Origin of the sequence: Acinetobacter sp. C32I (assembly GCF_023702715.1) — a bacterium.
In the GTDB taxonomy this organism is placed as follows: Bacteria; Pseudomonadota; Gammaproteobacteria; order Pseudomonadales; family Moraxellaceae; genus Acinetobacter.
This window is the reverse complement of record NZ_CP098480.1, coordinates 3,085,388-3,099,824: the sequence shown is the minus strand read 5'-3', so window position 1 is coordinate 3,099,824 and position 14,437 is coordinate 3,085,388. Positions and strand designations below refer to the sequence as shown.

Genomic DNA, 14,437 nt, shown 5'->3' with positions numbered 1-14,437 from the left:
TATTAGGGTCTATTAACATTTCACCTTACGAGCTATAGCTCTCATTGCGACAGAGAATATTTTTAGACGATACAAGGCATGACTTGCGAAATTTAGTCATTCTAAATGAGTCAAGTTATAACGCAGGAGCGGCAAAAAATATTCCTGTCCCAGAGGGTTATGGCTAAACCCGCCATAAACAGCGTTATGAAACTTGACAAGGGTGGCGCCATTGCCTACATTTCATGCCTTGTTTATGTTGTTTTAGCCAATAACGCAATGCATGGTTGAAATGTCAATAGACCCTATTATATTGCACACGTTTTTTAGTCAAACATACACTGGAACTGGTATGAGTATTCCTCAATCTTTGCTTGAACAATCTATTCAAATCAATATTCAACAAGCATTACAGGAAGATATTGGCGATGGCGATATCACTGCCCTGCTCACACCAGCCGATGAACAAGCCACAGCCACCATTATTAGTCGTGAAGAGATGGTATTGGCGGGTCAGCCTTGGGTCAATGCCTTAATTCAAGCCTATGACAGCTCAGTTCAAGTGACTTGGTTAAAACAGGAAGGTGATGTTGTTGCGGCAAATGAAGCTTTCTTAAAGCTTGCTGGTTCTGCACGTAGTTTGCTCACTGTAGAACGCCCTGCTTTAAACTTTATTCAAACGCTGTCTGCGGTTGCAACGAAAACAGCAAGCTATGTTCAACAACTAGAAGGTTTACATACCAAACTGCTTGATACTCGCAAGACCTTGCCGGGCCTACGCATTGCACAAAAATATGCTGTTGCCATCGGCGGTGGACAAAATCACCGTTTAGGTTTGTTTGATGCCTTTTTAATTAAAGAAAATCACATCATGGCCGCAGGTGGCATTGCACAAGCGATTCGCAAAGCACATGAGATTGCACCCGGTAAACCAGTCGAAGTGGAAGTCGAAACTTGGGATGAACTCAATCAAGCGCTTGAAGCAGGTGCGGATATTGTAATGCTGGATAACTTTAGCCAGCAGCAGATGATTGATGCAGTCAAACATGTGGCGGGGCGTTGTAAATTAGAAGCGTCTGGCAACATCACTATCGACAATTTACGCGAAGTGGCAACCACTGGCGTGGACTACATTTCAATGGGCGTATTGACCAAAGACGTACGTGCAGTTGATTTATCCATGCGTTTTAATGCTTAAGCCTGATCAAGATCTTTTTCTTGCTTCACTGGCTTTTGTTCTACTAAAACCTCTGTTTTAGCAAATTGCGTCGTTTCAACTCGCTCACTCCACGCTGATTTGGCTTCGGTCGAATCAGTTGGACGGGGGTCAGCCGCCATTAATACAAATGTTACTGCAGTCAGTAGCACCAAGAATACTTGTAACATCATTATTTCCCCTTAAACTTGTTTCTTTCAATTTGGCTCAATCTATCAAATTTAAATGAGTCAAATCAGTGGGCTGTGTTACAGGCATGTAAGCTCTCGGTAATGTTGTGTTGACGATGATGGCTTTATGTCTGCTTTCATTTCGATCTATGTAAGCTTAAAATGCTAAGCAGCTCAATTTATTAAAATAATAAGTATGGATACCATATTCGAAGCTGTGTTTCATGTGCTGTTTAAGTTGCTCCGTTTTCTACTCGTTGACCTGATCTTTGAGATTATTTTTGAAGGCTTGATCCGTAGCATCGGTTATGGGGTGGTTCGCTGTTATCGTCTTGGGCAACGGGTGAATTTTGACAGTACTGAAGTGTTTGTGGTGGGTTTTTTCACTGTGTTGCTACTGATCGCACTGTGTCTTTATTTTTTATTGCGCTAATTTTCAGTCATAAAAAAAGCAGCCTAAGCATTCACTTAAACTGCTGATTTAGCCTTAGCATTTTTTAAACGTTTTAGCTACCCGAAAAGCCCATATACGGATCAGAAATCGAGTCTTCATTGGTCTCAATACGCCCTGCAAAGCGACGACTATAGCTCGGATCATTTTCAATCGTGACAGTAAAATCGTACCACCCCCCAAACTCAGTCATATCCCAACTCAGCTCTTTTTCAGTCGCAGCCGTTTCAATTTGCCAAGTCTTATTCGGTAAATAAGCATTGGCTTTGACCACTAGTTTTGCTGTTTGTGTAGCGTCATTGCGGACTTTTAGGAAAATCTTTGGATCACACTCTTCCATACAGACACGAACTTCTGGAAGTGCTTGAATTTGTGCAGTTTGAGTTAGATTACCCGTAAAGCTGCGATGGAAACCATTCGGTCCCAATACCCATAGATCATATCGATTCTCTTTAGTCTGCCAAACATCATCCAGTTGCTTACCTGCTTCCACCATATAACGGCGTGGAACTGCTTCTAAATTCAATTTGTCATATACATGGAACACAGCCGCATGTGTGCCCGTATTCGAGAACATCAGTTTGACTGTTTTGGCTGTAGCATCGACTTTGGCACTGCTATGCAGGACATAAGGCAGTGCTCGTGATGGACGAATCCCCATCTCCTGCACAGGATCGGTCTGACTGAGCGGACGGCTGACCGGCGACAAATTTTCCTGTGCCTTACGAATCGCATCGGCCTCAGCTTTGCTCTTTTTCCCAGATAGATCAGGCACAGGCAGTAAGTTTGGCGTTTTAAAGTTAAATGCCGAGGTTAAATCGCCGCACACCGCTCGACGATAGGGACTGATATTCGGCTCTTTCACATCAAAACATTGTTCCAAGAATCGGATCACTGAGGAATGGTCAAACACTTGGGAATTGACCCAACCGCCCCGACTCCATGGTGAAATGATATACATCGGCACACGAATCCCCGGTCCATAGACCCCAACGCCATTACTCACTTTCGGATCGGTGAAATTAGGCTGCCCATTCGAAGCCTTAGCATGTGTCGCATATTCATAAGACATCTGTTCTTTGCTGAGCGTCGATTTGCCATAGACCGTGCCTGATGCATCCATTGAAGGTGCACTTGGTGAAGGCACATGGTCAAAGAAACCATCATTTTCGTCAAAATTGATCAAGAAAACAGTCTGGCTCCACAACTCAGGACGCTCTGTGAGTGCATTCAGCACTTCTTGGATATACCATGCCCCTTGTACTGGGCTTGATGGGCCTGGATGTTCACTATAGGTTGCGGGTGCCACCAACCAACTCACTTGCGGTAATTGTCCCTTGGCAATGTCTTCCTTAAATGCCCCCAAGAAACCGCCATCTGGCATGGTATTGGCAATGCCTTTATACAACGGTTGACTGGCATCAATTGCTGGATCATAAGCTGGGCAAATGGTGCTGTTATTAACTGGTTTGCCTGATAACTCATTGGCACGGCGATACTGTTTAAACCCTGCTAATGGATTATCGGTAAAGTTATCCGGCATGTTTTGATACACCTTCCAGCTGACTCCTGCTTGCTGTAAACGCTCAGGATAAGTGGTCCAGTCATAACCCGTGGTCGATGGACCAATCGCATCTAAATCGTTCACCACACTGGCAACATTGGCGCCTGTTGGACCATTGGTGCCCGTCCAGATAAACATACGGTTTGAGTTGGTACCCGTATGCATGGCACAGTGATAGGCATCACATAGGGTAAAGGCATTGGCTAAGGCAAACTGAAATTCGACTTCTTGTTGTTTGTAATAACCCATCGATTGCGGTTCCTTATACTGCACCCAACTGCCCATTCGACCATGATCCCAAGCATATTGGCCATCGGTCCATGAATGTGGCGTACCACGAACGCGCTGTGCATTGCCACGGCTGCTATCGAGATGATAAGGATAGACCGTATTCTTATTGGCATCATACTGTGCCCAGACTTTACGCCCTTGGCTTAAAGGAATAGTAAAGCGGTCACCAAAACCGCGCACCCCTTTCAAGGTGCCAAAATAATTATCAAAAGAGCGGTTTTCTTGAGTCAAGATCACCACATGTTTAACATCTTTGATGGTGCCTGTCTCGACCTTGGCATCAATCGCAAGGGCTTTTTGAATGCTCATCGGGAAACTGGTCAGCGCAGCCGTACCAAACAAGGCTTTGGTTGAATTTAATAAAAAGTCACGACGATTCATTTATAGATTTCCTTATTGTTCTTATTTAAGGTGCACAATGCATTTTGCAGCTTGGCGTTGGCGGCTTTGGATTTGACGTTGAGTTATTATTGTCGTCACTGTCGTTACAGGCACTGAGTAACATGCAGCTCCCAGCAAGTAACACTAAAAAGAAATTTCGCATTTGACTATCCGTTAAATATCAGTGCAGATAGTCAATACAATCTAAATGACAATTCGATGATGATTTGATCGCAGTTTAATGACAAAAAACAGATAAAAAAAAGGCGGTCTAAACACACCAGACCGCCCGCACTATCAACTGGAACTTACCAACCGAGTGCCTGCTGTTGCTTCTGAATCAATTCCGCGATTCCTTTTTCTGCAAGCTCTAACATGGCATTGCACTGCTGGCGTGTAAACGGTTTGTCTTCTGCCGTTCCCTGAATTTCAATAAATTCGCCCGCCTGTGTCATCACCACGTTTAAATCAGTTTGGCAATTTGAATCTTCTTCGTAGCATAAATCGAGTAGCACTTCGTCTTGATACATCCCGACTGAAATTGCTGCGACTAAGCTTTTTAATGGATCCTGTTTAATTTTTTTGTTGCTGAGCAATATGTTCATGGCATCAACCAAAGCCACCGCTGCGCCAGTAATCGCTGCAGTACGTGTGCCGCCATCTGCTTGGATCACATCACAGTCAATCGTGATGGTGTTCTCACCTAATTTCTTCAAATCCACCATGGCACGTAAGCTACGACCAATCAGGCGTTGAATTTCTTGGGTACGACCGGTTTGCTTACCACGCGCCGCTTCACGATCGCTACGGGTATGGGTTGAACGCGGTAACATGCCGTATTCAGCCGTCACCCAGCCTTGGCCCTGACCTTTCAAGAAACGAGGGACTGAGTTCTCAATGCTTGCGGTACATAACACTTTGGTATGACCAAACTCAACCAAAACTGAGCCTTCTGCGTAACGAGTATAGTTACGGGTAATTTTGACCTCACGTAATTGGTCTAGTGTTCTTTGGTCAATACGCATAACGATTCCTTAAAACTATGGCTCAAATATCATTGCGCCATAGTATAGCTCAATTACACGTGCTTCCAGTTTTACTTATTGGTTACAATTCACCGAATTAAGCAAACTTAAACTTTGACTTAAGGTTGCTCCAACCTTGTGCCAACTGTGCTGACATATCATTTGGCAATGAACATTTGGCTAAGCGTACCCATACCGTCCAGAACTGTTTCATGAAGTTGGCTTCGTTATAGTTCACCCCATATTCAGCACATAAGGCTCTGATTTGTGGTGCAACTTGCTCATAACGATTGGCTGGCATATCTGGGAACAAATGATGCTCAATTTGATGGCTCAAATTACCACTCATAAAGTGCATCCATTTGCCACCCGTGAAATTACTTGAACCACGAATCTGGCGCAGATACCACTGAGCCTTGGTTTCGTTCTCAGTATTATCCGCTTCAAAGGTTTCTGCATCTTCAGTAAAGTGACCATTAAAAATCACCGCAGATGACCATAAATTACGCATGATATTGGCTACGGCATTGCCTGCTAATACCGGAATAAAGTTGATGGTGGCAATTGCGGGAAAGAACACATAGTCTTTCAACACTTGGCGTTTGGCTTTTTTACGGAACTCGGCCGCATCCGCCCAGACCTGTTTCCAGGTTTTGGTTTTATACACCAAAGCATCTTCTAAATGCAGATTTTGCACACCGACATACCACTGGAAAAAGAACATCAACTGTAAGGCCAATGGAATATTGGCCAAATGACGTACTTCCCACTTCTGATCTTCGGTCACACGTAAAATGCCATAACCGACATCATGATCTTTACCAACAATATTGGTATAGGTATGGTGCATGTAGTTATGCGTGTAGCGCCAGTCATTGCCTGAACAGGTATTGTCCCAGTCGTAATCTTCGCCACGCAAGCTTGGATCATTCAGCCAGTCAAACTGACCGTGCATCACATTATGGCCCAACTCCATATTCTCGACGATTTTAGAGACCCCTAGCATGGCGGTTCCCAACAACCATACTGGTGGAATCCAGCCACCAAACATCAACATGCCACGTGACGCAATCTCGGTATAACGCACAAAATTGCGGACTTTATAAATATATTTTGAATCCTGCTCGCCGAGATTCTGCATCACCTCTAAGCGAATTTGCTCAACACGGCGACCAAATTCCTCGACTTGTTCAGGGGTTAAATGCGCTGACTTTGATACGCTTTTAAATTCTAATGCCATATTCATGCTGTTCATCCTCAAATATCTTTGTTTTTATAGATCAATGGTGACTGGGCTAAGCGCCTGGCTTACACATAACTTGATCGGACGATTCGGTTGATCATCAATTTCACCCGTGATGACGTTCTGGGTCACACCACTGACTTTGGTACAGCTACAGCGGTTACATACACCCATGCGGCAACCATGTTGTGGGCGTAAACCTGCTTGCTCTGCACTACTCAGCAGATTGGTCGTTGCAATAAAATTCTGTTGCGCACGACGGAAACTAATCGGTTGAGCTTCACTTGAATGCTCGATTTGGATCGGTTGGAAAAATTCTTGATGGAAGTTTTCCGCTGCACCCTGTTGGGTATAAATATCTTGTGCTTGGCGCATCATGCTGTGATGACCACAGGCATAGGCTTTTAGATCTTTAAAATTCGGAACTAACTTTGCTAACAATGCAGCATCTAAATGTTGTTTCTGTGCCGAGGTATTAAAGAAGTGATAGTGCAACTGTGGATATTGCTCAGCCAAGACCAAGATGTCCTGATGAAACACTTCAGCACGATTGAAATACAACACATGAATTTCTTCGAGTTGCTGTTGTAATGCTTGTTGCAATAAAGAATAAATCGCGGTAATGCCTGAACCCGATGCAATCAACACGGCTGGCTGCTGACCTTGATGCAAGACAAAATCACCTTGTGCCTGTGAAATCTCAAAGTGATCCCCAACCCGAAGTTGCTGTGCAGCTTTAGATACTACCCCTTGGACTTTAATGCCTAGACGGATTTCACCCTGTGCAGTCACATCAATAATCGAATAACTACGTTGTTGGTACACCCCATTAATCATTAGGGTAATCAATACACTTTGACCTGCTTGAACTTGGCGAATATCAAAATTATGATTTGGCTTTAAGGTCAATAACACCATATCCGAACTGAGTGGCTCTACGGCGGTAACTTCGCTCAAAATACGTTTCCAAGCAAAGCTTGGTTTTATCTTTTGCAAAATAAAATCAACAAAATCTTCTCGAATCCAATGTGGCTGATAACTTAACTCTGCGTTCATACGTTCCTCGTTTTGTATCTGGCTATTTATATTGAGTGAACAAATGTTCATGTAGTGAACATGTGTACACTATATTTATTTGTGTTCACTGAGTCAACACTTGTTCACTAATTTTTTGGATAATTTTTATACTTTTTGATAAGCCGTTTAAAATAAGGAAAAAATTAAAAAAAATACGCATGCCATCAGCTCATATCTAGCAGGCCCTGATCGGGGAAAGATCAAAAACATTGGCATTTAGCAATGGACAAGGACTAAAAAGTTTCTGTTTTTTTTGCTAGACTCTGCTGTACGGTTTCAATGAGTCTTATTCATGTCGATTAGAGATGAACGAAAACAACAGAGTCGGCAGGCTCTACTGGATGCAGCACTTCACCTCAGCACTGCTGGGCGCTCATTCAGTAGCATTAGTTTGCGCGAAGTTGCTCGCGAAGTGGGTTTAGTACCGACTGCGTTTTATCGTCATTTCCAAGATATGGACGCGCTCGGACAAGAGCTGGTTGATCAGGTCTCATTACATTTAAAAAGCCTGATTCACCAATTGGGACAGAGCTATTTACAACATAGCGGTTCGGCCAAAACCCGAACCAGCATTGAATTGTTTGTACAGGCCGTGAATCACAGCCCGCAACAATGGCAATTTATGATTGCAGAACGATGGGGCGGTTCAGAGACGGTGCGTATTGCTATTGCCCGTGAAATTGAGTTTTTGATTGAAGATCTGGCCATTGATCTGTGCAAACTGGAAACCTTCAAACATATTAAAGAAGCCAAGGATTTACAGGTACTGTCGACTATTTTGATTAATATGTCGTTTACATGGGCCATGACCTGGATCAACCTACCGAAGCAATTCACGATTGATCATTTACTCGAACAACAAAACCTGTTTATTGACAATGCAGCGACGCAAGTCCGTTTACTCTTCAGTGGCATCTCCAACTGGGAACCCCAAAACGCTTGACCTGATCCAAACCAAAGTTTGATATATAAAAGCATTGCTTCGCGTTATGATGCATTAGACACTAATGCAAACGCAGTCTAGAACACTATGAGGAGCTTATAAGCATCATGAATCCTGATCGTCATACTCAGTTCTTAATTCGTAAAGAAAAAATTTTGCAGGTTGCGGAAAAGCTGTTATTAGAAAACAACCAAGAAATGACCCTAGATGAACTGGTTGCGGAACTGGATATTGCCAAGGGCACCTTATATAAACATTTCCGTAGCAAAAATGAGTTGCTGCTGGAACTGATTATTCAAAATGAAAAAGAAATTTTAAAGATTTCAGACAAATACAACACCGATGTCAAAGAATATGCGCCACGCTATATGCTTTATCATTTAACCTCACCAAGTCGTACCATTCTGCTGCATCAGTTAGAAGAACATCTGACCATGACTGAGTCAAAGTTAAAGCATCTGTTTGATGAGCTATATGCCATTCGCCAACAGCGTATTGTGTCGTTGAAAGACATGACGGAAAAATATTTAAAATCACAAAATTATGATATGTCGATTCGTGATTACCTGTCTTATATCTGGTCTTTGACCTACGGTGCAGCCTTATTATTGAACTCAAGCTATTATCAGCGTTCAATCGGTTCACGTGAGAAATTGATTAATCTGTACGTCAATCAGGCCTTGTCACTGCCAACGCAGAAAGTTCAGATCGACTTAAAAGATCTGCAAATGGATCAAAACTAAATAAAAAAAGGACTGTAATAACAGTCCTTTTTTGATTGAAGATGGGTGTAAATTATTTGGCTTTACGCTCTTTTTCCAACAAGTAATCAACCACTTGAGTGACCTTAGCATCTTCACCCTGCACCACATATTTACCATTCACCACAACTGCTGGTACACCCGTCAACTGGTACTGCTGCGCCAATTTATTCGACTCAGCAATTTTTGCCGTGATTGGGAAGGAATTAAACATGCTGTTAAATTTCTGCTCAGGTACGCCATAGCGTGCAAAGAATTTGGCTTGAGAAGCTTGGTCAAAGATTTGCTGACCGCCTTCATGAATGGCATGGAACAATGGAATATGGGTTTTCTTGCGTACACCCAGTGCTTCCGAAACGTAGTAACCACGTGCACCTTGTTCCCAGACTTTATTCATCGCCGCAGGGGTACGTAAGAAATAAACGTCTTTTGGAATTTGCTTTAACCATGTTTGCATATGTGGTTCAAGCTTGAAGCAGTGCGGGCAGCCATACCAGAAGAACTCACGTACTTCGAGTTGTCCAGCAGGTGCTGAAGTTTTGCCTGGATTGGCAATCACGGTATAGTCTTTACCAGCCACAAAATCTGCTGCCATTGCATTCATTGAGAATGCCAACGCAACTGCACTTAAACCACCTAATACTAACTTTTTCATTGGCTTTGCTTTTCCTCTAAGCATTTTTCGTAAGTTTATATGCTAAATATAAAACAAACACGAGCAATTCGTTTTGCTTCTGTGAAGTTTTTTATTGGATTTATCGCTTTTTTTACCAGAATCGCTACACTACCAACAGATTAAACCGAAATAATCATCCTAATATAGAGGTGACACCATGTCGCAATTGAATGTTGACCCGCAAGAAATCGCAAAATTTGAAGCATTGGCTGCCAAATGGTGGGATCAACATTCTGAATTCCGCCCGCTTCATCAAATCAATCCCTTACGTTTAAACTGGGTGGATGAACGTGTCGGTGGCTTGGCAGGTAAAAAAGTACTTGATGTCGGCTGTGGTGGCGGTATTTTAGCTGAAAGCATGGCACGTCGTGGTGCAGATGTACTCGGTATCGATATGGGTGAAGCTCCCCTCGCTGTAGGTCGTTTGCATGCACAACAAGACAATGTGCAAAACATCGAATATCGTCAAATCCCAGTTGAGCAACTGGCGCAAGAGCAAGCAGGTCAATACGATGTGGTGACCTGTATGGAAATGATGGAACACGTACCAGATCCAGCCTCAATCGTGAAAGCGTGCCAAACGCTGGTCAAGCCAGGCGGTCATGTGTTCTTCTCGACCATTAACCGTAATCCTAAATCGTATCTATTTGCGATTATTGGCGCGGAATATGTGCTGCGTTTATTACCTAAAGGCACACACGACTATCATAAATTCATCCGCCCTTCAGAAATGGCGCATGATATTCGCAATGCAGGTTTAACCCTGAAAGAAATGACGGGCTTGCACTACAACCCGATTACCAAACATTACTGGTTAGCGCCGAATGTTGATGTGAATTACATGGTGCATACTACCAATACAGGTGCTGAATGAAAGCGGTTTTATTTGATCTCGATGGCACCCTAATTGATACCGCTGCGGACTTTATTCGTATCATTCAACAAATGTGCCGTGATGAACAACGTCCCGTGGTCGATGCCGATACCATCCGCACGCAAGTATCGGAAGGCGCGCGTGCCATGGTGAAACTGGTCTACCCAGAATTAGAGGTCACAGACCCAATATTTTTAGCACATCGCCAACGCTTTTTAGATGTGTATGGTGACAATATTGTAGTCGATACCGACCTGTTTTCAGGCATGTATCCGTTGCTTGAAGAACTTGAAGCACATCAAATTCCGTGGGGTATTGTCACCAACAAACCACGTGGTTTAAGTGAATCGTTATTAGCAAAACTGGATCTGACCGAGCGCTGTGCAGTTTTGGTTTGCCCAGAAGATGTCAGCAAGACCAAACCTGATCCTGAGCCAATGTATTTGGCTGCCAAGCAGCTGGAGATCGATGCTCAAGATATTATCTATGTCGGTGATCATCCACGCGATATTGACGCAGGTCGTCATGCAGACATGTATACCATTTTGGCAGCCTATGGCTATTTACCCGTAGAATCCCGCGATGATCTTGCTGCTTGGCAGGCTGATGCAATCATTCATACCGTTGCTGAACTACACCAACTGCTTAAACAGAAAATCACGGTGTTGTCAGAAAATCAGGGTATGATGGGTTAAATTTAAATTTTTGCAGATAAGAACAGGAGGCATAACAATGAAATATTCAGAATATCAACCTCGTCCAGATTTACTGAAAGATCGTATTATCCTGATCACCGGTGCTGGTGATGGGATTGGTCGCGCTGCGGCGATGAGTTATGCCCTGCACGGCGCAACGGTGGTCTTGCACGGCCGCACTTTAAACAAACTTGAAGTGATCTATGATGAAATTGAAGGCTTGGGTGCACCACAGCCTGCGATTTTACCCCTGCAGCTTTCAACCGCATCAACCCATGATTATGAGCTGTTGGTAAGCACGCTAGAGCAACAATTCGGCCGTCTGGATGGTATCTTGCATAATGCTGGCATGCTCGGTGATCGGGTGGAACTGGCCCATTATCCTGTCGATGTTTGGGATGATGTATTGGCTGTGAATTTACGTGCACCGTTTGCCCTAACTCAAGCCTTGTTGCCTTTACTAGAGAAATCTGAACATGCCTCGGTGGTGTTTACCAGTTCAAGTGTTGGTCGTGAAGCACGTGCCTTATGGGGCGCCTATTCAGTGTCTAAAGTAGCAACCGAAGCCATGAGCAAAATTTTTGCCGCAGAGAATACCTATCCGAACATTCGTTTTAACTGCATCAATCCAGGCGGGACTCGTACCGCCATGCGTGCGAAAGCCTATCCAGAGGAAGATCCAAAAGTGCTTCCGACTCCAGATAGCATTATGCCCGCCTATCTATACCTCATGGGCGATGACAGTTTAGATATGAATGGCCAAAGTATTGACGCTCAAGCTTAATTTCATCCTAACAATAATTCTAAATAACATTGGACACTGACGTTAAAACTGCTTTTTTCAGAGAAATGGGTGAAAAATCTTCATTGTTTTAAAGTAATAATGAATCGATCTTCACAGTTTCTCTGCATTTTTAACGTACAGTAGTTCACATGAGAGACATCCGAAGTCCATAAGGTGCATCATGAAAAAATTTTTCATTATCTTGGTTTTAGGTTCGACAACCCTGTTCAGTAGTCTGGGGGCTTTTGCAGGTCCACATGATCGCGATGATGATTCGCGTGGTGGCGGCTGGCAAAATGGTCGTGGCTTTGATCGTCCAGATGGTGAAAATCGTCAACGTGAACGTCGCATGCGTGAAGAGCGCGGTGTCGAGCGTTTAAAACAACATCGTTGGCAGGAAGGCTATGTGATGCCGCAGCACTATCGTGGCAATGGCTATAAAGTTGACTACAAAGACACCAATCTGCCGCGCCCAGGTCGTAACGAACAGTGGTACAAGATCAATAACGACTATATTTTAGTCAATTCCGATGATAATAGCATTATTCGAATTATGGGTTTCTAAGCCCAATTTTGCTCACTCGACTCAATAAAGTTGAATGCGAGATTTAGGAATAGATTTATCTTTTGATTTTTTTCGTTAAAATCAGATCTAGTGCTGCATATCTGAGATCGACATGGCGAACCAAATGACTGAAAATTCACATAGTACCCCCCAAGATTATGTGCATTGGTTTCGCCATTCCGCCCCTTATATCAACGCGCATCGCGATAAAACCTTTGTGTTGATGTTTGCAGGCGAAGCGGTTCAGCACGAAAATTTCCAACATATCATCCATGATATTGCGCTGCTACATTCTTTAGGCATCCGTCTCATCTTGGTCTATGGCGCACGTCCACAGATCAATCAAAATCTCCTTGATCGTCATATTGAAACCCCTTTTCATCAAAATCGCCGGGTCACCACGCGTGAATCCTTACGCGGCGTGATGAATGCGGTCGGCTCGATCCGCCTCGAAATTGAAGCCCTACTTTCAATGGGATTAGCCAACTCGCCGATGTATGGCGCTCGCATTGATGTTGTTTCTGGTAATTTTGTCACCGCCAAACCGTACGGGATTCGGGACGGTATTGATTTCCAGCTCACTGGAGAAGTCCGTTCGATTGATACCGATGCCATTCAGCGTCATTTAGACAATCACAATATTGTTTTGCTTGGCCCGACCGGCTACTCCAGTACGGGTGAAGTATTTAATTTATTGGCAGAAGAAGTCGCCACCAAAACCGCGACGGCACTCAAAGCCGATAAATTGATTTTCTTGGGCGAAAAACAAGGACTGTTAAATGAACAACAACAGTTACTGCGTGAATTGAGTCCGCGTCAGCTTGAACCCTATATTCAAAAAAATCAGCAGCAATATCCAGAATTTGCATTACACCTGAAGCAAGCACAACAAGCGTCCTTATCTGGTGTACATCGTGTGCATTTGATTTCTTATGCCTATGACGGCGCTTTGATTGAAGAATTATTTACCCGAGATGGTGTCGGTACCTTGATCACCGATGCGCACTATGAAGAAGTGCGGATTGCCAATATTCAGGATGTTGGCGGTTTAATCAATCTGCTGCGTCCACTGGAACAAGAAGGCATTCTGGTTTATCGCTCACGCGAACGCCTTGAAAGTGAAATCGAACACTTTGCGGTGATTGAACGCGATGGCATGATCTTGGCCTGTGCCGCACTGTATCCGATTCCGGCTGGATCAGATGAAATTCGTTCTGCTGAAATTGCCTGTGTGGCGGTCGACTCAAGCTATCGTAAATCCAATCGCGGTAGCCAGATTTTACAATTTCTGGAAAGCAAGGCCAAACAACAAGGCATTCAGCAACTGTTTGTACTCACCACCCGAACCGCGCACTGGTTCTTAGAGCAGGGCTTTGTCCCTGCCAGTGTGGATGATTTACCGAATGCACGTCAGGCCCTATATAACTATCAACGTAACTCTTTGGTGTTTAAAAAGAGACTGCGCTAAGCATTCATCAGGATGAAGAGATATGTTTATTTTTGATAAAGATCTCTCTTCATCATCATTATCTTTGCTTAAGTCTGAATGAAGAATAAATTCACCATTCAGTAAAATAATAAAAATACAATTAAAAACAATAGTTTAATAATTTTGTTTTTTGAACACTTATTCTATTTATCGATAAGATTATGCAATCTTCTATTTTGCACTTTTGATCATAAGCAAAGCCTGATTATTTATTTTTTATGCAATAAAAAAAGTTTTAGCTTAGTTGCTCATC

15 protein-coding genes are annotated in these 14,437 nt (G+C 43.4%); 9 read left to right on the top strand and 6 right to left on the bottom strand.

Annotated elements, in window-relative coordinates; translation table 11 throughout:
- Positions 1-331 precede the first annotated feature (331 nt).
- Positions 332-1,177, top strand: coding sequence for a carboxylating nicotinate-nucleotide diphosphorylase (nadC, locus tag NDN13_RS14775; protein ID WP_251115999.1), 846 nt, complete (start codon positions 332-334; stop codon positions 1,175-1,177).
- Here nadC and NDN13_RS14770 read toward each other — a convergent pair.
- Positions 1,174-1,365, bottom strand: coding sequence for an ABZJ_00068 family colistin stress protein (locus NDN13_RS14770; RefSeq protein ID WP_004656743.1), 192 nt, complete (start codon positions 1,363-1,365; stop codon positions 1,174-1,176). The genes nadC and NDN13_RS14770 overlap by 4 nt on opposite strands.
- A gap of 196 nt (positions 1,366-1,561) precedes the next feature.
- Here NDN13_RS14770 and NDN13_RS14765 point away from each other — a divergent pair, with 196 nt between their 5' ends.
- Positions 1,562-1,798, top strand: a complete 237-nt coding sequence (locus tag NDN13_RS14765; RefSeq protein ID WP_251115998.1) for a hypothetical protein — start codon at positions 1,562-1,564, stop codon at positions 1,796-1,798.
- 73 nt (positions 1,799-1,871) lie between these two features.
- On the opposite strand, the gene NDN13_RS14760 is transcribed toward NDN13_RS14765, so the two are convergent.
- The 4 genes from NDN13_RS14760 to NDN13_RS14745 form a co-directional block, all read right to left on the bottom strand.
- A complete protein-coding gene (locus NDN13_RS14760; protein ID WP_251115997.1) occupies positions 1,872-4,052 on the bottom strand; it encodes a phosphocholine-specific phospholipase C in 2,181 nt (726 codons plus the stop codon).
- A 308-nt stretch (positions 4,053-4,360) separates the two neighbouring features.
- A complete protein-coding gene (gene rph, locus NDN13_RS14755; RefSeq protein ID WP_251115996.1) occupies positions 4,361-5,077 on the bottom strand; it encodes a ribonuclease PH in 717 nt (238 codons plus the stop codon).
- A 97-nt stretch (positions 5,078-5,174) separates the two neighbouring features.
- Positions 5,175-6,317: a fatty acid desaturase family protein gene (locus NDN13_RS14750; protein WP_251118244.1), complete on the bottom strand. Its 1,143-nt coding sequence runs from the start codon at positions 6,315-6,317 to the stop codon at positions 5,175-5,177.
- Positions 6,318-6,350: 33 nt separating this feature from the next.
- Entirely contained in the window at positions 6,351-7,376 is a 1,026-nt protein-coding gene (locus NDN13_RS14745) for a flavin reductase family protein (RefSeq protein WP_251115995.1), read from the bottom strand.
- Between the two features lie 313 nt (positions 7,377-7,689).
- Between NDN13_RS14745 and NDN13_RS14740 the strand changes: the two genes are divergently transcribed.
- A complete protein-coding gene (locus tag NDN13_RS14740; RefSeq protein ID WP_005240627.1) occupies positions 7,690-8,340 on the top strand; it encodes a TetR family transcriptional regulator in 651 nt (216 codons plus the stop codon).
- A gap of 107 nt (positions 8,341-8,447) precedes the next feature.
- Entirely contained in the window at positions 8,448-9,083 is a 636-nt protein-coding gene (locus NDN13_RS14735) for a TetR/AcrR family transcriptional regulator (protein WP_004656758.1), read from the top strand.
- 52 nt (positions 9,084-9,135) lie between these two features.
- On the opposite strand, the gene NDN13_RS14730 is transcribed toward NDN13_RS14735, so the two are convergent.
- Positions 9,136-9,756, bottom strand: a complete 621-nt coding sequence (locus tag NDN13_RS14730) for a thiol:disulfide interchange protein DsbA/DsbL (protein WP_251115994.1) — start codon at positions 9,754-9,756, stop codon at positions 9,136-9,138.
- Positions 9,757-9,934: 178 nt separating this feature from the next.
- On the opposite strand from NDN13_RS14730, the gene ubiG reads away from it, so the two are divergent.
- The 5 genes from ubiG (at position 9,935) to argA (ending at position 14,163) form a co-directional block, all read left to right on the top strand.
- Positions 9,935-10,651, top strand: a complete 717-nt coding sequence (gene ubiG, locus NDN13_RS14725) for a bifunctional 2-polyprenyl-6-hydroxyphenol methylase/3-demethylubiquinol 3-O-methyltransferase UbiG (RefSeq protein WP_251115993.1) — start codon at positions 9,935-9,937, stop codon at positions 10,649-10,651.
- Positions 10,648-11,346: an HAD family hydrolase gene (locus NDN13_RS14720; protein WP_251115992.1), complete on the top strand. Its 699-nt coding sequence runs from the start codon at positions 10,648-10,650 to the stop codon at positions 11,344-11,346. Before ubiG ends, NDN13_RS14720 begins: the two co-directional genes overlap by 4 nt.
- Positions 11,347-11,383: 37 nt before the next feature.
- A complete protein-coding gene (locus NDN13_RS14715) occupies positions 11,384-12,130 on the top strand; it encodes a YciK family oxidoreductase (protein WP_004656765.1) in 747 nt (248 codons plus the stop codon).
- 181 nt (positions 12,131-12,311) lie between these two features.
- Positions 12,312-12,695 (top strand): RcnB family protein, encoded by a 384-nt coding sequence (locus NDN13_RS14710; protein ID WP_251115991.1) that lies wholly within the window; start codon positions 12,312-12,314, stop codon positions 12,693-12,695.
- Between the two features lie 112 nt (positions 12,696-12,807).
- On the top strand, positions 12,808-14,163 hold the full coding sequence (argA, locus tag NDN13_RS14705) for an amino-acid N-acetyltransferase (protein WP_251115990.1): 1,356 nt from the start codon (positions 12,808-12,810) through the stop codon (positions 14,161-14,163).
- The last annotated feature ends 274 nt before the right edge of the window (positions 14,164-14,437 follow it).

Excerpts from the sequence above, each read along its gene's own strand:
- nadC (WP_251115999.1), top strand. The coding sequence starts at position 332 with ATGAGTATTCCTCAATCTTTGCTTGAACAATCTATTCAAATCAATATT.
- NDN13_RS14770 (WP_004656743.1), bottom strand. The coding sequence starts at position 1,365 with ATGTTACAAGTATTCTTGGTGCTACTGACTGCAGTAACATTTGTATTA.
- NDN13_RS14765 (WP_251115998.1), top strand. The coding sequence starts at position 1,562 with ATGGATACCATATTCGAAGCTGTGTTTCATGTGCTGTTTAAGTTGCTC.
- NDN13_RS14760 (WP_251115997.1), bottom strand. The coding sequence starts at position 4,052 with ATGAATCGTCGTGACTTTTTATTAAATTCAACCAAAGCCTTGTTTGGT.
- rph (WP_251115996.1), bottom strand. The coding sequence starts at position 5,077 with ATGCGTATTGACCAAAGAACACTAGACCAATTACGTGAGGTCAAAATT.
- NDN13_RS14750 (WP_251118244.1), bottom strand. The coding sequence starts at position 6,317 with ATGGCATTAGAATTTAAAAGCGTATCAAAGTCAGCGCATTTAACCCCT.
- NDN13_RS14745 (WP_251115995.1), bottom strand. The coding sequence starts at position 7,376 with ATGAACGCAGAGTTAAGTTATCAGCCACATTGGATTCGAGAAGATTTT.
- NDN13_RS14740 (WP_005240627.1), top strand. The coding sequence starts at position 7,690 with ATGTCGATTAGAGATGAACGAAAACAACAGAGTCGGCAGGCTCTACTG.
- NDN13_RS14735 (WP_004656758.1), top strand. The coding sequence starts at position 8,448 with ATGAATCCTGATCGTCATACTCAGTTCTTAATTCGTAAAGAAAAAATT.
- NDN13_RS14730 (WP_251115994.1), bottom strand. The coding sequence starts at position 9,756 with ATGAAAAAGTTAGTATTAGGTGGTTTAAGTGCAGTTGCGTTGGCATTC.
- ubiG (WP_251115993.1), top strand. The coding sequence starts at position 9,935 with ATGTCGCAATTGAATGTTGACCCGCAAGAAATCGCAAAATTTGAAGCA.
- NDN13_RS14720 (WP_251115992.1), top strand. The coding sequence starts at position 10,648 with ATGAAAGCGGTTTTATTTGATCTCGATGGCACCCTAATTGATACCGCT.
- NDN13_RS14715 (WP_004656765.1), top strand. The coding sequence starts at position 11,384 with ATGAAATATTCAGAATATCAACCTCGTCCAGATTTACTGAAAGATCGT.
- NDN13_RS14710 (WP_251115991.1), top strand. The coding sequence starts at position 12,312 with ATGAAAAAATTTTTCATTATCTTGGTTTTAGGTTCGACAACCCTGTTC.
- argA (WP_251115990.1), top strand. The coding sequence starts at position 12,808 with ATGGCGAACCAAATGACTGAAAATTCACATAGTACCCCCCAAGATTAT.